Annotated in this window: 29 protein-coding genes; 1 reads left to right on the top strand and 28 read right to left on the bottom strand. The window is 66.6% G+C overall.

Annotated elements, in window-relative coordinates; all coding sequences use genetic code 11:
* Positions 1-9: 9 nt before the first annotated feature.
* The gene (locus ACIBU0_RS20915) at positions 10-894 is read left to right on the top strand and encodes a hypothetical protein (RefSeq protein WP_398820280.1); all 885 of its coding nucleotides are present in this window, start codon (positions 10-12) and stop codon (positions 892-894) included.
* 19 nt (positions 895-913) lie between these two features.
* On the opposite strand, the gene ACIBU0_RS20910 is transcribed toward ACIBU0_RS20915, so the two are convergent.
* The 28 genes from ACIBU0_RS20910 to rplB all read right to left on the bottom strand — a co-directional run bounded on the left by ACIBU0_RS20910 (position 914) and on the right by rplB (position 17,259).
* Positions 914-1,669, bottom strand: coding sequence for a polyprenol monophosphomannose synthase (locus tag ACIBU0_RS20910; protein ID WP_398820278.1), 756 nt, complete (start codon positions 1,667-1,669; stop codon positions 914-916).
* Between the two features lie 208 nt (positions 1,670-1,877).
* Positions 1,878-2,744: a tRNA pseudouridine(38-40) synthase TruA gene (gene truA, locus ACIBU0_RS20905; RefSeq protein ID WP_398820275.1), complete on the bottom strand. Its 867-nt coding sequence runs from the start codon at positions 2,742-2,744 to the stop codon at positions 1,878-1,880.
* Positions 2,745-2,886: 142 nt separating this feature from the next.
* The gene (gene rplQ / locus ACIBU0_RS20900; RefSeq protein ID WP_398820273.1) at positions 2,887-3,381 is read right to left on the bottom strand and encodes a 50S ribosomal protein L17; all 495 of its coding nucleotides are present in this window, start codon (positions 3,379-3,381) and stop codon (positions 2,887-2,889) included.
* Between the two features lie 93 nt (positions 3,382-3,474).
* Entirely contained in the window at positions 3,475-4,497 is a 1,023-nt protein-coding gene (locus tag ACIBU0_RS20895; RefSeq protein WP_003966937.1) for a DNA-directed RNA polymerase subunit alpha, read from the bottom strand.
* Between the two features lie 153 nt (positions 4,498-4,650).
* Positions 4,651-5,055: a 30S ribosomal protein S11 gene (gene rpsK, locus ACIBU0_RS20890; RefSeq protein WP_003956432.1), complete on the bottom strand. Its 405-nt coding sequence runs from the start codon at positions 5,053-5,055 to the stop codon at positions 4,651-4,653.
* Between the two features lie 70 nt (positions 5,056-5,125).
* Positions 5,126-5,506 (bottom strand): 30S ribosomal protein S13, encoded by a 381-nt coding sequence (gene rpsM, locus ACIBU0_RS20885; RefSeq protein WP_019753104.1) that lies wholly within the window; start codon positions 5,504-5,506, stop codon positions 5,126-5,128.
* Positions 5,507-5,703: 197 nt separating this feature from the next.
* The gene (gene rpmJ / locus ACIBU0_RS20880) at positions 5,704-5,817 is read right to left on the bottom strand and encodes a 50S ribosomal protein L36 (RefSeq protein ID WP_003998809.1); all 114 of its coding nucleotides are present in this window, start codon (positions 5,815-5,817) and stop codon (positions 5,704-5,706) included.
* Between the two features lie 59 nt (positions 5,818-5,876).
* Entirely contained in the window at positions 5,877-6,098 is a 222-nt protein-coding gene (gene infA / locus ACIBU0_RS20875) for a translation initiation factor IF-1 (RefSeq protein ID WP_003948620.1), read from the bottom strand.
* Between the two features lie 250 nt (positions 6,099-6,348).
* On the bottom strand, positions 6,349-7,185 hold the full coding sequence (gene map, locus ACIBU0_RS20870) for a type I methionyl aminopeptidase (protein ID WP_398820269.1): 837 nt from the start codon (positions 7,183-7,185) through the stop codon (positions 6,349-6,351).
* A 175-nt stretch (positions 7,186-7,360) separates the two neighbouring features.
* Positions 7,361-8,023, bottom strand: a complete 663-nt coding sequence (locus ACIBU0_RS20865) for an adenylate kinase (RefSeq protein WP_398820267.1) — start codon at positions 8,021-8,023, stop codon at positions 7,361-7,363.
* On the bottom strand, positions 8,023-9,339 hold the full coding sequence (secY, locus tag ACIBU0_RS20860) for a preprotein translocase subunit SecY (protein ID WP_398820264.1): 1,317 nt from the start codon (positions 9,337-9,339) through the stop codon (positions 8,023-8,025). Before secY ends, ACIBU0_RS20865 begins: the two co-directional genes overlap by 1 nt.
* Before the next feature lie 245 nt (positions 9,340-9,584).
* The gene (rplO, locus tag ACIBU0_RS20855) at positions 9,585-10,040 is read right to left on the bottom strand and encodes a 50S ribosomal protein L15 (RefSeq protein WP_019753100.1); all 456 of its coding nucleotides are present in this window, start codon (positions 10,038-10,040) and stop codon (positions 9,585-9,587) included.
* A gap of 2 nt (positions 10,041-10,042) precedes the next feature.
* Positions 10,043-10,225, bottom strand: coding sequence for a 50S ribosomal protein L30 (rpmD, locus tag ACIBU0_RS20850; protein WP_003974250.1), 183 nt, complete (start codon positions 10,223-10,225; stop codon positions 10,043-10,045).
* A gap of 2 nt (positions 10,226-10,227) precedes the next feature.
* Entirely contained in the window at positions 10,228-10,833 is a 606-nt protein-coding gene (gene rpsE / locus ACIBU0_RS20845; protein WP_009190144.1) for a 30S ribosomal protein S5, read from the bottom strand.
* Between the two features lie 43 nt (positions 10,834-10,876).
* Positions 10,877-11,260 (bottom strand): 50S ribosomal protein L18, encoded by a 384-nt coding sequence (gene rplR / locus ACIBU0_RS20840; RefSeq protein WP_134040835.1) that lies wholly within the window; start codon positions 11,258-11,260, stop codon positions 10,877-10,879.
* Between the two features lie 3 nt (positions 11,261-11,263).
* Positions 11,264-11,803 carry a 50S ribosomal protein L6 gene (gene rplF, locus ACIBU0_RS20835; protein ID WP_398820260.1) on the bottom strand — a complete coding sequence of 180 codons (540 nt, stop codon included), beginning with the start codon at positions 11,801-11,803 and terminating at the stop codon, positions 11,264-11,266.
* Positions 11,804-11,827: 24 nt separating this feature from the next.
* Entirely contained in the window at positions 11,828-12,226 is a 399-nt protein-coding gene (gene rpsH / locus ACIBU0_RS20830; RefSeq protein ID WP_015658459.1) for a 30S ribosomal protein S8, read from the bottom strand.
* Between the two features lie 213 nt (positions 12,227-12,439).
* Complete coding sequence (locus ACIBU0_RS20825) at positions 12,440-12,625, bottom strand: type Z 30S ribosomal protein S14 (RefSeq protein WP_003948630.1); 186 nt, start codon at positions 12,623-12,625, stop codon at positions 12,440-12,442.
* 5 nt (positions 12,626-12,630) lie between these two features.
* Positions 12,631-13,188 carry a 50S ribosomal protein L5 gene (gene rplE, locus ACIBU0_RS20820; RefSeq protein ID WP_015658460.1) on the bottom strand — a complete coding sequence of 186 codons (558 nt, stop codon included), beginning with the start codon at positions 13,186-13,188 and terminating at the stop codon, positions 12,631-12,633.
* Positions 13,188-13,511: a 50S ribosomal protein L24 gene (gene rplX / locus ACIBU0_RS20815; RefSeq protein WP_269661072.1), complete on the bottom strand. Its 324-nt coding sequence runs from the start codon at positions 13,509-13,511 to the stop codon at positions 13,188-13,190. The genes rplE and rplX overlap by 1 nt, the downstream gene beginning before the upstream one ends.
* Positions 13,512-13,513: 2 nt before the next feature.
* A complete protein-coding gene (gene rplN, locus ACIBU0_RS20810; protein ID WP_003998823.1) occupies positions 13,514-13,882 on the bottom strand; it encodes a 50S ribosomal protein L14 in 369 nt (122 codons plus the stop codon).
* A gap of 101 nt (positions 13,883-13,983) precedes the next feature.
* Positions 13,984-14,268, bottom strand: a complete 285-nt coding sequence (gene rpsQ / locus ACIBU0_RS20805; protein WP_018543912.1) for a 30S ribosomal protein S17 — start codon at positions 14,266-14,268, stop codon at positions 13,984-13,986.
* The gene (gene rpmC / locus ACIBU0_RS20800) at positions 14,268-14,492 is read right to left on the bottom strand and encodes a 50S ribosomal protein L29 (protein WP_007494763.1); all 225 of its coding nucleotides are present in this window, start codon (positions 14,490-14,492) and stop codon (positions 14,268-14,270) included. The genes rpsQ and rpmC overlap by 1 nt, the downstream gene beginning before the upstream one ends.
* A complete protein-coding gene (gene rplP, locus ACIBU0_RS20795; RefSeq protein ID WP_030967307.1) occupies positions 14,492-14,911 on the bottom strand; it encodes a 50S ribosomal protein L16 in 420 nt (139 codons plus the stop codon). Before rplP ends, rpmC begins: the two co-directional genes overlap by 1 nt.
* Positions 14,912-14,916: 5 nt before the next feature.
* Entirely contained in the window at positions 14,917-15,738 is an 822-nt protein-coding gene (rpsC, locus tag ACIBU0_RS20790; protein WP_003998826.1) for a 30S ribosomal protein S3, read from the bottom strand.
* Entirely contained in the window at positions 15,738-16,085 is a 348-nt protein-coding gene (gene rplV, locus ACIBU0_RS20785) for a 50S ribosomal protein L22 (RefSeq protein ID WP_003998827.1), read from the bottom strand. Before rplV ends, rpsC begins: the two co-directional genes overlap by 1 nt.
* Before the next feature lie 43 nt (positions 16,086-16,128).
* Positions 16,129-16,410 carry a 30S ribosomal protein S19 gene (gene rpsS / locus ACIBU0_RS20780; RefSeq protein ID WP_030233885.1) on the bottom strand — a complete coding sequence of 94 codons (282 nt, stop codon included), beginning with the start codon at positions 16,408-16,410 and terminating at the stop codon, positions 16,129-16,131.
* Positions 16,411-16,422: 12 nt separating this feature from the next.
* Positions 16,423-17,259, bottom strand: a complete 837-nt coding sequence (gene rplB / locus ACIBU0_RS20775) for a 50S ribosomal protein L2 (protein ID WP_398820252.1) — start codon at positions 17,257-17,259, stop codon at positions 16,423-16,425.
* Positions 17,260-17,271: the final 12 nt, after the last annotated feature.

Raw genomic sequence — 17,271 nt, 5'->3', positions numbered from 1 at the left:
ATGCGCCCCATGAGCTACGGGCAGCAGGGGGGACCCCAGTCCCAGTGGGATCCCTGGAAACCGCATTCCCAGCAGCCGTGGAACGACGGCGCCGACCAAACCCCTGACTGGGCAGCGCTCGCCGAGGCCTCCGAGTCGCGCAACAAGCGGCGCCGGCTGCTGTTCATCGGCGGCGGCGCACTCGCCACCGTCGCCATCGGTACCGCGGTGGCCGTGGCCGTGGTGTCGGCGAACGACAACTCCGGCCAGGACAAACCGGCTTCGGGACTCCCCGCGACCGCGGACCTGCCGGGCCGGACCACCGGCGCGGCACCGTCGTTCGAGTCGACGAGCGCGCCGCCGCCGCTGGATCCGCTGGACTTCATCTCCAGCAAGAGCAAGGACACCGCCCCGCTCGGCGCTGACAGCCTCTTCCCGGGCAAGCAGCTGACGGCGGGCGACACGGTGTACAAGAAGGGCCCGACGGACGACACGAAGAACTGTTCCGCGGTCTCCAAGGGCCAGCTCCCGAAGATCCTCACGGACAACGGCTGCACCCGCCTGATGCGCGTCTCGTACACCAAGGACGGCATCGCGGCGACGATCGGCGTGGCCGTTTTCGACACCTCGGCGCAGGCCGCCAAGGTGGCGGGCACGGTCAACACCAAGAGGGACATCATCAGGTCGCTCTCCGGCCAGGGCGTCAAGGACCACTGCACCGCCGCCGTCTGCCTCTCCACCGTCAACGCCTACGGCCGTTACGCCTACTTCACCATCAACGGCTTCACCAACGGCAAGGACGTGACGAAGAAGGACACGAACGTCTTCGAGGTCAGCGAGAACCTGAAGAGTTTCACGCGGGATCAGATCTACAAGCGGGGCGCGGCGCAGGCGTCGGCGGCGGCCAACGAGTAGTCGGCCGCCGACCGCGGGCTCACCTGTGCTTCAGGCGCAGCCGGATCGGCACGACCGCCGACTCCAGCTGCGTCCTCAGCGTCATCTTCGACACACCCTCGGTCCGCTCCTCGAAGCGGATCGGGATCTCCACGGCACTGTGCCCGGCCCGTACGGCCTTGTACTTCAGTTCGACCTGGAAGCTGTAGCCGGCGCTGTCCAGGGTGGCCAGGTCCACGTCCCGCAGGGTCGCCGCCGACCAGAGGTTGAAGCCGGCCGTAAGGTCCCGGATCTTCGTGCCCAGCACGGCCCGGGCGTACCGGTTGGCGAACCGGGACAGCAGGACTCGGTGCACGCGCCAGTCCTCGTCCAGCGAGCCGCCCTCGACGTACCGGCTGCCGACGACCAGGCCCACCCCCGAGGCCACCGCCGTGCCCAGCATCCGCGGCACCGCCTCCGCCGGGTGGCTGCCGTCGGCGTCCATCTGGACGACGTAGGCGGCGCCCTCCTCCAGCGCGGCGGTCATGCCCGCGACGTACGCCCGCCCCAGACCGTCCTTCTCGGTACGGTGCAGCACGCTCATCCGGCGCCGGCCGGCGGGCCGGTCGGCGTTGTACTTCTCGGCCAGCTCCTCGGCGATCCGCCCGGTGCCGTCCGGGCTGGAGTCGTCGACGATCTTCAGGTGCAGCCCGTCGACCGGCAGCCCGAGCACCAGTTCGGCCATCCGCGGCAGGTTCGCGGCCTCGTTGTACGTCGGCATGACCACGGTGACCGGTACGCCCGGGTGTCCCGTCATGGCTTTCTCTTTCCCTCCCCTGGGAGCCCCGGCCGGGGCCTCTCCCCAACGGGCATGGGCCTTCCCAGCGCCCGGGCCCGCACCGGGTCGATCTCCCGGAACTGCGGCCACTCGGTGAGATGCAGCAGGAGGACGGCGCGTTGCAGCGCCTCCTCGGCACATCGCAAGTCCCCGACATGAGCGCCGTCCACCTTCACATGTCAGGTGACTAACAAGTCGCGCATCCGGACGTCCCGGGCAGGGATCGCCGGTTTCGCGCCTCCTTGTTCCGCGCGGCGAGCAACTCGTCGGCGGGGTAACCGACCTCTTCGAGCGTCAGCCCGTGCGGCCGTACGACATGTACCGCGGAGTCCCTGACCCCGGCGGCAAGCACCTTGCCCGGCCAGTCGGCGGGCCGGTGCCCGTCCCCCACGAACAGCAGCGCCCCGATGAGAGAGCGCACCATGTTGTGGCAGAAGGCGTCGGCCCGCACGGTGGCCGTGATGATCCCGTCGTCCCCCCGGACCAGGCTCAGCTCCTGCAGCGTACGAATCGTGGTGGCCCCCTCCCGCTTCTTGCAGTAGGCGGCGAAGTCGTGCTCCCCGAGCAGCCCGCGCGCCGCCTCGTTCATGGCGTCCACGTCGAGGGGCCAGTCGTGCCAGAGGACGTGACCCCGCAGCAGCGGGTCGACACCGCCGGGATTGTCGGTGACGCGATACGCATACCGCCGCCAGACGGCCGAGAACCGGGCGTTGAACCCACTGGGCGCCTCCCTGAGGGCCCACACCCGCACATCCTTGGGCAACCGCCCGGCAAGCCGCTTGAGCAGCTTCTCGTGGTGCTCCCGCCAGACCGCCTCCGGCAGATCGACATGCGCGACCTGCCCCCGCGCATGCACGCCGGCGTCCGTCCGCCCGGCCACGGTCAACTCGTACGTGGTGCCCCCGGACCGTGTGACAGTCCGCAGGGCATCCTCGATCTCCCCCTGCACGGTCCGCTTACCACCGGCCTGCTTGGCCCACCCGTGGAATGCGGTGCCGTCATAGGACAGGTCGAGACGGACACGGACGTAACCGGGTGCGACTTCATCACTCACGTACAGATCCTCTCAGGTACACAAAAGCGGGCCCGCCCCTCGAAAGGGAACGGGCCCGCAAACGCCCTAAAGGGGCGCGGGGAACTGCGCGAGCAACCACGACGGCGCCGCAGCCGCAAACGCACAGCCCCCGGCAGAACGCTTAGGCGTCCTTCGACTCCTCGGCCGCAGCCTCGTCGTCCGCCTTGGTCGTGTCGACCTTGGCCTCAGCGACCTCGGCGTCCTTGGCGGCACGCTTGGTGGCGGCCTCGGCCTCACCCGTGGCCTGCTGCGCAACCGTCAGCGCCTCGACCAGCTCGATGACAGCCATGGGCGCGTTGTCGCCACGGCGGTTACCGATCTTGGTGATACGGGTGTAGCCACCGGGACGGTTCTCGTACCGCGGGCCGATCTCGGTGAAGAGCGTGTGGACGACGCTCTTGTCCGTGATGACCTGGAGCACCTGACGGCGGTTGTGAAGGTCGCCCTTCTTCGCCTTGGTGACCAGACGCTCGGCGTACGGACGAAGGCGGCGGGCCTTCGCCTCGGTGGTGGTGATACGGCCGTGCTCGAACAGCGCCTTCGCGAGGTTCGCGAGGAGCAGCTTCTCGTGCGCGGCGCTGCCGCCCAGACGGGCACCCTTGGTGGGCTTCGGCATGTTCTTTCTCCTGTGTGTCTGCCCCGGCCGTGTCAGGTACCGGGGTCAGGAACCCGATGAGCGGATGCTCACCGGCAACGACCGGTCAGTACGTCAGTACTGCTCGGTCTCCACGAAACCCGCGTCCGCGTCGTCGTCGGCGCCGAAGGCGTCGGCGGCGGCGGTCGGGTCGAATCCGGGCGGGCTGTCCTTCAGGGCCAGGCCCATGCCGGCCAGCTTCGCCTTGACCTCGTCGATCGACTTCGCACCGAAGTTACGAATGTCGAGCAGGTCGGCCTCGGAACGAGCCACGAGCTCACCCACGGAGTGGATGCCCTCGCGCTTGAGGCAGTTGTACGACCGAACGGTGAGCTCGAGCTCCTCGATCGGCAGCGCCAGGTCGGCGGCAAGGGCGGCGTCCGTCGGGGACGGGCCCATGTCGATGCCCTCGGCGTCGATGTTGAGCTCGCGCGCCAGACCGAACAGCTCGACCAGGGTCTTGCCGGCCGACGCCATGGCGTCACGCGGACGCATGGCCTGCTTGGTCTCGACGTCGACGATCAGCTTGTCGAAGTCGGTGCGCTGCTCGACACGCGTGGCCTCGACCTTGTACGTGACCTTCAGCACGGGGCTGTAGATGGAGTCGACCGGGATCCGGCCGATCTCCTGGCCCACCTGCTTGTTCTGCACGGCGGAGACGTAACCGCGGCCGCGCTCGACCGTCAGCTCCATCTCCAGCTTGCCCTTGCCGTTGAGCGTGGCGAGGACGAGGTCGGGGTTGTGCACCTCGACACCGGCCGGGGGCGCGATGTCGGCGGCGGTGACCAGACCCGGGCCCTGCTTGCGCAGGTACATCACGACCGGCTCGTCGTGCTCCGAGGAGACGACCAGCTGCTTGATGTTGAGGATCAGGTCGGTGACGTCCTCCTTGACGCCCGGCACGGTGGTGAACTCGTGCAGGACGCCGTCGATGCGGATGCTGGTGACAGCAGCGCCGGGGATCGACGACAGGAGGGTGCGGCGGAGGGAGTTGCCGAGGGTGTAGCCGAAGCCCGGCTCCAGCGGCTCGATCACGAACCGGGAGCGGAACTCGTCGACGACCTCTTCGGTCAACGAGGGACGCTGAGCGATCAGCATGTGTGGATCAGATCCTTCTTTCGTGGACGCCCGCTATTTGACGTCCGACGGAAACCGCGCCCGGTGAAAAGCGCGGGTACTGCAAGGGTACGGGCGATACGGCCCTGAAGAGCCGTACCGCCCGAAACCAAGCCTGCTCGAAGCAGCCGTACGTCAGACGCGACGACGCTTCGGCGGACGGCAGCCGTTGTGCGGGGTCGGGGTGACGTCCTGGATGGAGCCGACCTCGAGGCCCGTGGCCTGCAGGGAGCGGATCGCGGTCTCACGACCGGAGCCCGGGCCCTTGACGAACACGTCGACCTTGCGCATGCCGTGCTCCTGGGCGCGGCGGGCAGCCGACTCGGCGGCCATCTGCGCGGCGAACGGCGTGGACTTCCGGGAGCCCTTGAAGCCGACGTGGCCGGCGGAGGCCCAGGAGATCACGTTGCCGGACGGGTCCGTGATGGAGACGATCGTGTTGTTGAACGTGCTCTTGATGTGCGCGTGGCCGTGAGCGACGTTCTTCTTTTCCTTGCGGCGCACCTTCTTGGCAGCGCCCTGACGTCCCTTGGGGGGCATCTACTAACTCCTACGGGGAGGTGGTCGGTCCTACAGCGAAGACCGCTGATGAAGCGTTGTCCGCTGAGGACTACTTCTTGCCCGGCTTCTTCTTGCCGGCGATGGCGCGACGCGGGCCCTTGCGGGTACGGGCGTTCGTGCTGGTGCGCTGACCGCGGACGGGCAGACCGCGACGGTGACGCAGACCCTGGTAGCAGCCGATCTCGACCTTGCGGCGGATGTCGGCCTGGATCTCACGACGGAGGTCACCCTCGGTCCTGATGTTGTTGTCCACGTACTCGCGGATCGCGACGAGCTGCTCCTCGGAGAGGTCGCGAACGCGGGTGTTCGGGTCGACGCCGGTCGCGGCCAGCGTCTGCTGCGAAAGGGTCCGGCCGATGCCGAACACGTAGGTGAGGGCGACCTCCACGCGCTTGTCGCGCGGGATGTCAACACCGGAAACGCGTGCCATTCAATGGCTCCTGGTGATCTTCGGAGGTCTTCCGCAGAACCGACTCCCAGCCGCCGTACCAGGTACGAACTGGGTCCCCGGCCTCCGAACCGGGGGTGTCAGGCGGACGCTCGTCCGTCTGGATCCTGCGTATGAACATATTCAGCTCGCGTCGCGCGAAAACTCTGCGATAGAGGTGCAGAGGGATCGGTCGTGCGTCAGCCCTGGCGCTGCTTGTGGCGCGGGTTCTCGCAGATGACCATGACCCGACCGTGACGGCGGATCACCCTGCACTTGTCGCAGATCTTCTTGACGCTCGGCTTGACCTTCATTGGGTGAGGTTCTCCGGGTCAGTGCCATCACCCCGGCGAGGCCGGGGCGCGGGCAAGATCTACTTGTACCGGTAGACGATCCGGCCACGCGTCAGGTCGTACGGAGACAGCTCCACCACGACCCGGTCGTCAGGGAGGATGCGGATGTAGTGCATGCGCATCTTGCCGCTGATGTGTGCCAGGACCTGGTGGCCGTTCTGGAGCTCGACCTTGAACATGGCGTTCGGCAGAGACTCGACGACAGTGCCCTCGATCTCGATGGCACCTTGCTTCTTGGCCACGCTTCGCCCTTCGGAATCGACTACCTTGATCGACTCCCTTGCGTCCCTTACGGGCGCATGCGGACATGCGGGTGCACGAGAGCCGACGAGTCAGTCTACGTCAGCGCCCCCGGAAAGACGAATCGGGGAAGCCTGCCCCACTTGGAAGATCCGTAAGCGCAGCCAACCCAGGGGCGCGGGGAACTGCGCGACCAGCCCCCACCGGTCCGCAGCCGCAGGACAAGAGAAACCCGCTCCCCCTTAGGCGATGTCAGCCCAAGGGATCCGGCGCGGCAACGACCCCGTACTCGGCCAGCTTCGCCTTACCACCATCGGGAGCCGTCAGCACAAGCGGCCCCTCCTCGGTCAGCGCGACCGAGTGCTCCCAGTGGGAGGACCACGTGCCGTCCGTCGTGATCACGGTCCAGTCGTCCGACAGGACCTCCGTCTTCGGCGTGCCCAGGGACACCATCGGCTCGATCGCCAGGCAGAACCCGGGAACCAGCTTCGGCCCCTTCCCCCGCCGCCGGTCGACGTAGTTCAGCAGATGCGGGTCCATGTGCATCTCGGTGCCGATGCCATGGCCGCCGTAGTCCTCGATGATCCCGTAGCGACCACCGCCCGGCTTCGGCTGCCGGCGGATGTACGTCTCGATGGCACGGGAGACGTCGACCAGACGATTGCCCTGCTTCATCGCCGCGATACCGGCCCACATCGACTCCTCGGTCACCCGGGAGAGCTCGATCAGCTCCGGAGCGTGGCCGGAGCCCACGAACGCGGTGTAGGCGGCGTCGCCGTGCCAGCCGTCGATGACGGCGCCGCAGTCGATGGAGATGATGTCACCGTCCTTGAGGACGACGTCCTCGGACGGGATGCCATGGACGACGACGTCGTTCACGGAGGTGCAGATCGTCGCGGGGAACCCGCCGTAGCCGAGGAAGTTCGACTTGGCGCCGTGCTCCGCGAGCACCTTGCGGGCGACCTCGTCCAGGTCCTTGGTGCTGGCCCCGGGCACCGCGACCTCACGCGTGGCCGCGTGAATGGCGGCGACGACCAGCCCCGCCTCACGCATCTTGGCGATCTGCTCGGGGGACTTGATCTGCACCATGGGGACGGGCGCCTTTCTCGGGCTGTCGGACGGTCTGGACGGACGGGCGGGGCAGGGACGACTGCTTCAACCATAAGGGTGGAGGCGGCACACCCCACCCCACGCAGCAGCCGCGGCCCCCTCACCGGGAACCGCGGCCTGAGCTACGTACAGCTGCGTACGAGCCTGAACGCTCCTACTTGCCGTCCTCGTCACGCTGCAGCGCCTCCATGGCGCGGGCCGTGACTTCTTCGACCTTGCCCAGCGCGGAGATGGTGACCACCAGTCCCTGCGCCTTGTAGTAGTCGATGATCGGCTCGGTCTGCGTGTGGTAGACCTCCAGCCGCTTGCGGACGGTCTCCTCGGAGTCGTCGTCGCGCTGGTACAGCTCGCCGCCGCAGGCGTCGCAGACGCCTTCCTGCTTCGGCCGGCTGTACGTGACGTGGAAGACGTGGCTGGAGTCCTTGCGGCAGATCCGCCGCCCGGCGATCCGCTTGACGACCTCTTCCTCGGGGACCTCGAGGTCGAGTACCGCGTCCAGCTTCATGCTCTCGGACTGGAGCATCTCGTCCAGCGCCTCGGCCTGGGACACATTGCGGGGGAAGCCGTCCAGCAGGAAGCCGCCCTCGGCGTCCGGCTGCTCCATGCGGTCCTTGGCCATCCCGATGGTGACCTCGTCCGGCACCAGGTTGCCCGCGTCCATGTAGGACTTCGCGAGCTTCCCGAGCTCCGTCTGCTGGCTGATGTTGGCTCGGAACAGGTCGCCCGTGGAGATGTGCGGGATCGACAGGTTCTTGGCCAGGAACGCGGCCTGCGTTCCCTTTCCGGCACCCGGCGGCCCGACGAGGACGATTCGCATCAGCGGAGGAACCCTTCGTAATTGCGCTGCTGAAGCTGGCTCTCGATCTGCTTCACGGTCTCGAGACCGACACCCACGATGATCAGGATGCTGGTCCCGCCGAACGGGAAGTTCGAGTTTGCCCCAAACCCTGCCAACGCCATCGTCGGTACGAGAGCGATCAGCCCCAGATACAGCGAACCCGGCCAGGTGATCCGGTTGAGCACATAGGAAAGGTACTCAGCGGTCGGTCGGCCAGCCCGGATGCCCGGGATGAAGCCACCATACTTCTTCATGTTGTCCGCGACTTCCTCGGGGTTGAACGAGATGGCCACGTAGAAGAACGCGAAGAAGACAATCAGGAAGAAGTAGAGAGTGATGTGAACCGGCGCCGCCGTGTCGGCCAGGTTCTTTGTGATCCAGGTCGCCCAGCCGGACTCGGGAGAGTTCGAGAACTGCACGATCAGCGCCGGAATGTAGAGCAGCGACGAAGCGAAGATGACGGGAATCACACCCGCCTGGTTCACCTTGAGCGGGATGTACGTCGACGTACCACCGTAGGAACGGCGGCCGATCATGCGCTTGGCGTACTGCACCGGAATACGACGCTGGGCCTGCTCGACGAAGACCACCAGGCCGACCATGAACAGGCCGACGGCGATGACGGTGCCGAACTCGATCCAGCCGCCCGCGAGGTCACCCTGCTGCTTGATGGCCCACAGCGCGGACGGGAAGGTCGCGGCGATCGAGATGAACATCAGGATCGACATGCCGTTGCCGATGCCGCGGTCGGTGATGAGCTCACCGAGCCACATGACGACGGCCGTACCGGCGGTCATGGTGATGACCATGACGATGGTGGTGAAGATCGAGCGGTCCGGCACGATCTGGCCGGCCGCCGGGCAGTTCTGGAACAGCGAGCCGCTGCGGGCAGTGGCCACCAGACCGGTGCCCTGAAGGATGGCGAGCGCCACCGTCAGGTAACGGGTGTACTGGGTGATCTTCGTCGTACCGGCCTGACCCTCCTTCTTGAGGGCTTCCAGGCGCGGAATGACGACGGTCAGCAGCTGAAGGATGATGCTCGCCGTGATGTACGGCATGATGCCGAGCGCGAAGATCGTGATCTGCAGCAGCGCGCCGCCGCTGAACATGTTGACCAGACCGAAGAGACCCTGGTTGGTCTGCGCCTGATCGATGCAGACCTGGACGGCCCTGTAGTCGACGCCGGGGATCGGAATGTGCGTACCGACCCGGTAGATCACGATGATGCCGAGCGTGAAGAGCAGCTTCTTGCGCAGGTCGGGCGTCCTGAACGCCCGGGCGAACGCGGTGAGCACGGTGCCTCCTGCGACCCCCGCGCAACTGCGTCAAGGGTGACGGTCTTGAGGTTCGACTAATAGGAACGACTTAGCTAACGGTCAACTGCCGCTCAGAGTGCCTCATACGAAGCACTCGGTAAAAGTGGGCAGTGCAGGCCACCTTACCCGCGAGACCGCCCCCCTTGGAACGACCAACCGGGGATACCCCATTTGTGGGGTATCCCCGGTCGGGATCGCTCAAGTCATCGAGACGCCTGATGGGTTCAGACGAGCTCGGTGACGCTGCCGCCGGCGGCGGTGATCTTCTCCTTGGCGGAGCCGGAGACGGCGTCGACCGTCACCTGCAGCGCCACGGAGATCTCGCCCTGGCCGAGGACCTTGACGAGGCTGTTCTTGCGAACGGCACCCTTGGCCACCAGGCCCTCGACGGTGACCTCGCCACCCTCGGGGTACAGCGCGGCCAGCTTGTCGAGGTTCACGACCTGGTACTCGGTCTTGAACGGGTTCTTGAAGCCCTTCAGCTTCGGAAGGCGCATGTGGAGGGGCATCTGGCCACCCTCGAAGCGCTCCGGAACCTGGTAACGGGCCTTCGTACCCTTCGTACCACGACCGGCCGTCTTACCCTTCGACGCCTCACCACGACCGACACGGGTCTTGGCGGTCTTGGCGCCCGGGGCGGGACGGAGGTTGTGGATCTTGAGCGGGTTCTGCTCCGCCATGATCAGTCGACCTCCTCGACCGTCACGAGGTGGCGGACGGTGTGCACCATGCCGCGGAACTCGGGGCGGTCCTCCTTGACGACCTGCGTGTTGATGCCCTTGAGACCAAGGGAGCGCAGGGTGTCACGGTGGTTCTGCTTGCTGCCGATGTAGGACTTGACCTGCGTGATCTTGAGCTGCGCCATGATTACGCACCCGCCCCGGCACGCGCACGGAGAAGAGCCGCGGGGGCGACGTCCTCGAGCGGCAGACCACGGCGGGCCGCGATCTCCTCGGGACGCTGCAGGCCCTTCAGGGCCTCCACGGTCGCGTGCACGATGTTGATCGCGTTGTCGGAGCCGAGCGACTTCGACAGCACGTCGTGGATACCGGCGCACTCGAGCACGGCGCGCACCGGACCACCGGCGATAACACCGGTACCGGGGGACGCGGGCTTGAGCAGCACGACGCCGGCAGCCTTCTCACCCTGGATGGGGTGCGGGATGGTGCCCTGGATACGGGGGACCTTGAAGAAGTGCTTCTTGGCCTCCTCAACGCCCTTGGCGATGGCGGCCGGCACCTCCTTGGCCTTGCCGTAACCGACACCCACGGTGCCGTCACCGTCGCCCACCACGACCAGCGCGGTGAAGCTGAAGCGACGACCACCCTTCACAACCTTGGCGACGCGGTTGATCGCGACAACGCGCTCAACGTACGCGGTCTTCTCGGCGGCAGCTGCGCCGCCGTCACGGCCCTTCCGGTCCCGCCGCTCGCCGCCACCGGCACCGCCACCGCGGCGCTGGGGTCCAGCCATTGGAATTACCTCTCTCTGTCTCCGCTAGCTACGGAACCAGGACTCAGAACTTGAGTCCGGCCTCGCGGGCGGCGTCCGCCAGAGCGGCGATGCGCCCGGCGTACTGGTTACCACCACGGTCGAATACGACGGCCTCGACACCGGCGGCCTTGGCACGCTCGGCGACCAGGGCGCCGACCTGCTTGGCCTGCGCGGACTTGTCGCCCTCGCCACCGCGGACCGAGGCGTCCAGGGTCGACGCCGACGCAAGGGTGTGACCCTTGAGGTCGTCGATCACCTGGGCCACGATGTGGCGGTTGGAGCGGGTAACGACCAGACGCGGACGCTCCGCCGTACCGTTGATCCGCTTGCGGATCCGGATGTGACGGCGCTTGATCGCGGCGCGCTTGTAGGCGTCGCCCTTGAGAATCTTCTGCCCGTATGCCATGGCTTACTTACCCGCCTTTCCGACCTTGCGGCGGATGACTTCGCCCTCGTACTTGACGCCCTTGGCCTTGTACGGGTCGGGCTTGCGCAGCTTGCGGATGTTGGCCGCGACCTCGCCGACCTTCTGCTTGTCGATGCCCTCGACCGAGAAACGGGTCGGAGCCTCGACCTTGAAGGTGATGCCCTCGGGGGCCTCGACCAGGATCGGGTGGCTGTAACCGAGCGCGAACTCGAGGTTCGAGCCCTTGGCGGTCACGCGGTAACCGACACCGCTGATCTCGAGCTTCTTCACGTAACCCTGGGTCACGCCGGTGATCATGTTCGCCACCAGCGTGCGGGACAGGCCGTGCAGGGCCTTGTTCTGACGCTCGTCGTTCGGGCGGGTCACCTGCAGGGTGTTGTCCTCGCCCTTGACGACCTCGATCGGCGCCGAGACGGTGTGGGTCAGCTCGCCCTTGGGGCCCTTGACCTTGACCGTACGGCCGTCGATGGTGACGTCCACGCCGGCGGGAACCGCGATGGGGAGCTTGCCGATGCGCGACATAGCTGTTTCCTCCGTTCCCTTCTGCTACCAGACGTAGGCGAGAACTTCTCCGCCTACGCCCTTCTTGCCGGCCTGCTTGTCGGTGAGGAGCCCGTGCGACGTGGAGATGATCGCCACGCCGAGGCCGCCGAGCACCTTCGGCAGGTTGGTGGACTTCGCGTACACCCGGAGACCGGGCTTGGAGATCCGCTTGATGCCCGCGATGGAGCGCTCACGGTTCGGGCCGAACTTCAGCTCGAGAACGAGGTTCTTGCCGACCTCGGCGTCCTCGACCTTCCAGCCCGTGATGAAGCCCTCCTGCTGGAGGATCTCCGCGATGTGCGACTTGATCTTCGAGTGCGGCATCGCCACGGTGTCGTGGTACGCCGAGTTCGCGTTCCGCAGACGCGTAAGCATGTCTGCGATCGGATCAGTCATGGTCATGAATTGGCCTTCGGCCTCTCTCGCCGGGGTTTCCTGGTGCGCCATCCCTCTCCCCGATCCGAGACGGGACGGGTGCGGCGCGGTGGACCTACGGCGTAGTAAGTCGTACGGGCGCGACAGGCGCCCAACCCCACAAGCCTAAGCCATGCGGGGGTGGGCCCCTGTCCACCCAGATGCTTACCGAGAGCTTCCGGAATCCCTAGATAACGGGGATTACCAGGAGCTCTTGGTCACGCCCGGCAGCTCGCCACGGTGAGCCATCTCACGAAGGCACACGCGGCACAGGCCGAACTTGCGGTACACGGAGTGCGGACGGCCGCAGCGCTGGCAGCGGGTGTAGCCACGCACACCGAACTTGGGCTTGCGAGCAGCCTTGGCAATCAGAGCCTTCTTCGCCATCTCGCTCACGCCTCCTTGAACGGGAAGCCGAGGTGACGAAGGAGCGCGCGGCCCTCAGCGTCGTTGGTCGCCGTGGTGACCACGGTGATGTCCATGCCCCGGGTACGGTCGATCTTGTCCTGGTCGATCTCGTGGAACATGACCTGCTCCGTGAGACCGAAGGTGTAGTTGCCACGGCCGTCGAACTGCTTGGGGGACAGACCACGGAAGTCGCGGATGCGCGGGAGCGCGAGCGACAGGGTGCGGTCCAGGAACTCCCACATGCGGTCGCCACGGAGCGTGACGTGGGCACCGATCGGCTGGCCCTCACGCAGCTTGAACTGCGCGATGGACTTGCGGGCCTTGGTGACGGCCGGCTTCTGACCGGTGATGGTGGTCAGGTCGCGGATCGCGCCCTCGATCAGCTTCGAGTCACGGGCGGCGTCGCCGACACCCATGTTGACCACGATCTTGACGAGGCCGGGAACCTGCATGACGTTCTCGTACTTGAACTCGTCACGCAGCTTGCCCGCGATCTCCTCGCGGTACTTCGTCTTCAGACGCGGAGTGGTGGTGGTAGCCATCAGATGTCCTCACCCGTCCGCTTGGCAACGCGGATCTTGTTGCCCTCTTCGTCGAAGCGGTAGCCGACACGCGTGACGACCTTGTTGCCGTCCTTCTCAACGACCAGCTGGACGTTGGAGACGTGGATCGGCGCCTCGGTGGTCACGATGCCGCCGGCCTGGGAACCGCGAGCGGTCGGACCGGCCTTGGTGTGCTTCTTGACCCGGTTGACACCCTCGACCAGGACGCGCTCGTCGCGCGGGTAAGCGGCAATGACCTTGCCCTGCTTGCCCTTGTCCTTGCCGGTGATGACCTGGACCAGGTCGCCCTTCTTGATCTTCATGCTTACAGCACCTCCGGCGCGAGCGAGATGATCTTCATGAACTTCTTCTCGCGCAGCTCACGGCCGACCGGGCCGAAGATGCGGGTGCCGCGAGGGTCGCCGTCGTTCTTCAGAATGACGGCGGCGTTCTCGTCGAAGCGGATGTACGAGCCGTCCGGACGGCGGCGCTCCTTGACGGTGCGAACGATGACCGCCTTGACGACGTCACCCTTCTTCACGTTGCCACCGGGGATCGCGTCCTTGACGGTGGCGACGATGACGTCACCGATGCCCGCGTAGCGGCGACCGGAGCCACCGAGCACACGGATGCAAAGGATCTCCTTCGCACCAGTGTTGTCGGCGACACGCAGTCGCGACTCCTGCTGGATCACGTCTATCTCCTGTTTGTCTGCCGGTTCCCCGGGCGGGTGCGCAAGTTACACACCCACCCGGAGCCTGGCGGAACTGACCTGCGAGGGATGCCCCGCAGGAATTACTTGGCCTTCTCGAGGATCTCGACGACGCGCCAGCGCTTCGTCGCGGACAGCGGCCGGGTCTCCATGAGGAGGACGCGGTCGCCGACACCCGCGGCGTTCTGCTCGTCGTGCGCCTTGAGCTTGTTCGTACGGCGGATGACCTTGCCGTACAGCGCGTGCTTGACGCGGTCCTCGACGGCGACGACGACGGTCTTGTCCATCTTGTCGCTGACGACGAGACCCTCACGGGTCTTGCGGAAGCCGCGCGCCTCTGCGTTCTCAGTCACGTTCTTCTCGCTCATCAGGCGTTCTCCACCGTTTCGATGCCCAGCTCACGCTCGCGCATCAGGGTGTAGATCCGCGCGATGTCCTTGCGGACCGCCTTGAGACGGCCGTGGTTCTCGAGCTGGCCCGTCGCCGCCTGGAAGCGGAGGTTGAACAGCTCTTCCTTGGCCTCGCGGAGCTTCGCCAGAAGCTCCTCGTTGCCCAGCTCGCGCAGCTCGGACGCCTTGGTACCGGCCGACATCACGCTTCACCTGCCTCGCGCTTGACGATCCGGCACTTCATCGGCAGCTTGTGGGCCGCACGAGTCAGCGCCTCACGGGCGATCTTCTCGTTGGGGTACGACAGCTCGAACATCACGCGTCCGGGCTTGACGTTGGCGATCCACCACTCGGGAGAACCCTTACCGGAACCCATGCGGGTCTCGGCGGGCTTCTTGGTGAGCGGACGGTCCGGGTAGATGTTGATCCAGACCTTGCCACCACGCTTGATGTGACGCGTCATGGCGATACGAGCGGCCTCGATCTGACGGTTCGTCACGTACGCCGGGGTGAGCGCCTGGATGCCGTACTCACCGAACGCCACCGTCGTACCACCCTTGGCAGCGCCGGAGCGCTTCGGGTGGTGCTGCTTGCGGTGCTTGACCCTACGGGGGATCAGCATGTCGGTCAGGCCTCCGTTCCGGTGCTCTCAGCCGGAGCGGACGCGGGAGCCTCGGCCTTGGGGGCCTCGGCGCCGGCAGCCTGCTGCGGCTTGCGACCGCGCCGCTCGCCACCGCGGCCACCACGGGCCGGGCGGTCGGCACCACCGCGCGCCGGGCGGTTACCCGCACGGGCGGCAGCGTTCTCGGCGCGGACCTCGGCGATGTTCTTGACGTCGCCCTTGTAGATCCAGACCTTCACACCGATGCGGCCGAAGGTCGTCTTGGCCTCGAAGAAGCCGTAATCCACGTTCGCGCGGAGCGTGTGCAGGGGCACACGGCCCTCGCGGTAGAACTCCGAGCGGGACATCTCGGCGCCGCCGAGGCGGCCACCGCACTGGATCTTGATGCCCTTGGCGCCGGCCTTCATCGCCGACTGCATGCTCTTACGCATGGCGCGGCGGAAGGAGACGCGGGAGGAGAGCTGCTCGGCAACGGCCTGGGCAACCAGCTGAGCGTCCGTCTCGGGGTTCTTGACCTCGAGGATGTTCAGCTGGACCTGCTTGCCCGTGAGCTTCTCGAGGTCACCGCGGATGCGGTCGGCCTCGGCGCCACGGCGGCCGATGACGATGCCCGGACGCGCGGTGTGGATGTCCACGCGGACACGGTCACGGGTGCGCTCGATCTCCACCTTCGAGATACCGGCGCGCTCCATGCCGGACGTCATCATCCGACGGATGGCGACGTCTTCCTTGACGTAGTCCTTGTACAGCTTGTCGGCGTACCAACGCGACTTGAAGTCGGTCGTGACACCGAGCCGGAACCCGTGCGGGTTTACCTTCTGGCCCATTACCGGGTTCCTTCCTTGCTGGCGACGACCACGGTGATGTGGCTGGTCCGCTTGCGGATCCGGTAGGCACGGCCCTGGGCGCGCGGACGGAACCGCTTCAGGGTCGGGCCCTCGTCGACGTACGCCTCGCTGATGAACAGCGAGGAGGCGTCCGTGTGGTCGTAGTTGTGCGCGGCGTTGGCGATGGCGCTGTCGAGCACCTTGCCGACCGGCACAGAGGCAGCCTGCGGAGCGAATCGCAGGACCGCCTGGGCCTCCGTGGCGTCCATGCCACGGATGAGGTCCACCACACGGCGGGCCTTCATGGGCGTGACGCGGATGTACCGCGCCTGGGCCCTGGCTTCCATGGTTGTCCCTTCAGTTACTTACGTGTCTGAATGCGATCCGCTACTAGCGGCGCTTCGACTTCCGGTCTTCCTTGACGTGACCCCGGAAGGTGCGCGTCGGCGAGAACTCGCCGAGCTTGTGGCCGACCATCGACTCGGTGACGAACACCGGGATGTGGGTCTTGCCGTTGTGCACCGCGAGCGTGTGGCCGAGCATGGCCGGCACGATCATGGAGCGACGGGACCAGGTCTTGATGACGTTCTTGGTGCCGGCTTCGTTCTGGGCGTCCACCTTCTTCATCAGGTGGTCGTCGACGAAGGGCCCCTTCTTGAGACTGCGCGGCATCTAAACCCGCTCCTAGCGCTTCTTGTTCGTCTTGCGGCGGCGGACGATGTACTTGTTGCTCGCCTTCTTGGGAGCACGAGTACGACCCTCCTTCTGACCCCACGGGGAGACCGGGTGGCGACCACCGGAGGTCTTGCCCTCACCACCACCGTGCGGGTGGTCAACCGGGTTCATCGCCACACCGCGAACGGTCGGGCGAACGCCCAGCCAGCGCTTACGGCCGGCCTTACCCCAGTTGATGTTGCTCTGCTCGGCGTTGCCGACCTCGCCGACGGTGGCGCGGCAGCGCACGTCGACCAGGCGGATCTCACCGGAGGGCATGCGGAGGTGGGCCATCGAGCCCTCCTTCGCGAGCAGCTGCACGGAGGCACCGGCGGAGCGGGCGAACTTGGCGCCGCCACCGGGACGGAGCTCGATCGCGTGGATCGTGGTACCGACCGGGATGTTGCGCAGCGCCAGGTTGTTGCCCGGCTTGATGTCGGCCCCGGGGCCGTTCTCCACGCGGTCGCCCTGGCCGAGGCCACGCGGCGCGAGGATGTAGCGCTTCTCGCCGTCCGCGTAGTGCAGGAGCGCGATGCGCGCGGTGCGGTTGGGGTCGTACTCGATGTGCGCGACCTTCGCCGGCACGCCGTCCTTGTCGTGACGACGGAAGTCGATCACGCGGTAGGCGCGCTTGTGGCCACCGCCCTGGTGGCGGACGGTCACACGACCGGAGTTGTTACGGCCACCCTTGCTGTGCAGGGGGCGGACCAACGACTTCTCCGGCGTGGACCGCGTGACCTCGACGAAGTCGGCGACGCTGGAACCACGACGGCCCGGCGTAGTCGGCTTGTACTTGCGGATTCCCATTTCTCAGTCCTC

Origin of the sequence: Streptomyces sp. NPDC049627 (genome assembly GCF_044465645.1) — a bacterium.
Lineage (GTDB): Bacteria > Actinomycetota > Actinomycetes > Streptomycetales > Streptomycetaceae > Streptomyces.
Note: the sequence above shows the minus strand (reverse complement) of the source record. Positions and strands in the feature narration are given on the sequence as shown.

Coding starts and splice junctions, on each gene's coding strand:
- ACIBU0_RS20915 (WP_398820280.1), top strand. CDS start 10: ATGAGCTACGGGCAGCAGGGGGGACCCCAGTCCCAGTGGGATCCCTGG.
- ACIBU0_RS20910 (WP_398820278.1), bottom strand. CDS start 1,669: ATGACGGGACACCCGGGCGTACCGGTCACCGTGGTCATGCCGACGTAC.
- rplQ (WP_398820273.1), bottom strand. CDS start 3,381: ATGCCGAAGCCCACCAAGGGTGCCCGTCTGGGCGGCAGCGCCGCGCAC.
- ACIBU0_RS20895 (WP_003966937.1), bottom strand. CDS start 4,497: ATGCTGATCGCTCAGCGTCCCTCGTTGACCGAAGAGGTCGTCGACGAG.
- rpsK (WP_003956432.1), bottom strand. CDS start 5,055: ATGCCCCCCAAGGGACGTCAGGGCGCTGCCAAGAAGGTGCGCCGCAAG.
- rpsM (WP_019753104.1), bottom strand. CDS start 5,506: ATGGCACGCGTTTCCGGTGTTGACATCCCGCGCGACAAGCGCGTGGAG.
- rpmJ (WP_003998809.1), bottom strand. CDS start 5,817: ATGAAGGTCAAGCCGAGCGTCAAGAAGATCTGCGACAAGTGCAGGGTG.
- map (WP_398820269.1), bottom strand. CDS start 7,185: ATGGTGCAGATCAAGTCCCCCGAGCAGATCGCCAAGATGCGTGAGGCG.
- ACIBU0_RS20865 (WP_398820267.1), bottom strand. CDS start 8,023: ATGCGAATCGTCCTCGTCGGGCCGCCGGGTGCCGGAAAGGGAACGCAG.
- rplO (WP_019753100.1), bottom strand. CDS start 10,040: ATGGCGGAGCAGAACCCGCTCAAGATCCACAACCTCCGTCCCGCCCCG.
- rpmD (WP_003974250.1), bottom strand. CDS start 10,225: ATGGCGCAGCTCAAGATCACGCAGGTCAAGTCCTACATCGGCAGCAAG.
- rpsE (WP_009190144.1), bottom strand. CDS start 10,833: ATGGCTGGACCCCAGCGCCGCGGTGGCGGTGCCGGTGGCGGCGAGCGG.
- rplR (WP_134040835.1), bottom strand. CDS start 11,260: ATGGCATACGGGCAGAAGATTCTCAAGGGCGACGCCTACAAGCGCGCC.
- rplF (WP_398820260.1), bottom strand. CDS start 11,803: ATGTCGCGCATCGGCAAGCTCCCCATCGCGGTTCCCGCCGGCGTGGAC.
- rpsH (WP_015658459.1), bottom strand. CDS start 12,226: ATGACCATGACTGATCCGATCGCAGACATGCTTACGCGTCTGCGGAAC.
- ACIBU0_RS20825 (WP_003948630.1), bottom strand. CDS start 12,625: ATGGCGAAGAAGGCTCTGATTGCCAAGGCTGCTCGCAAGCCCAAGTTC.
- rplE (WP_015658460.1), bottom strand. CDS start 13,188: ATGGCTACCACCACCACTCCGCGTCTGAAGACGAAGTACCGCGAGGAG.
- rplX (WP_269661072.1), bottom strand. CDS start 13,511: ATGAAGATCAAGAAGGGCGACCTGGTCCAGGTCATCACCGGCAAGGAC.
- rpsQ (WP_018543912.1), bottom strand. CDS start 14,268: ATGAGCGAGAAGAACGTGACTGAGAACGCAGAGGCGCGCGGCTTCCGC.
- rpmC (WP_007494763.1), bottom strand. CDS start 14,492: ATGTCGGCCGGTACCAAGGCGTCCGAGCTGCGCGAGCTGGGCAACGAG.
- rplP (WP_030967307.1), bottom strand. CDS start 14,911: ATGCTGATCCCCCGTAGGGTCAAGCACCGCAAGCAGCACCACCCGAAG.
- rpsC (WP_003998826.1), bottom strand. CDS start 15,738: ATGGGCCAGAAGGTAAACCCGCACGGGTTCCGGCTCGGTGTCACGACC.
- rplV (WP_003998827.1), bottom strand. CDS start 16,085: ATGGAAGCCAGGGCCCAGGCGCGGTACATCCGCGTCACGCCCATGAAG.
- rpsS (WP_030233885.1), bottom strand. CDS start 16,410: ATGCCGCGCAGTCTCAAGAAGGGGCCCTTCGTCGACGACCACCTGATG.
- rplB (WP_398820252.1), bottom strand. CDS start 17,259: ATGGGAATCCGCAAGTACAAGCCGACTACGCCGGGCCGTCGTGGTTCC.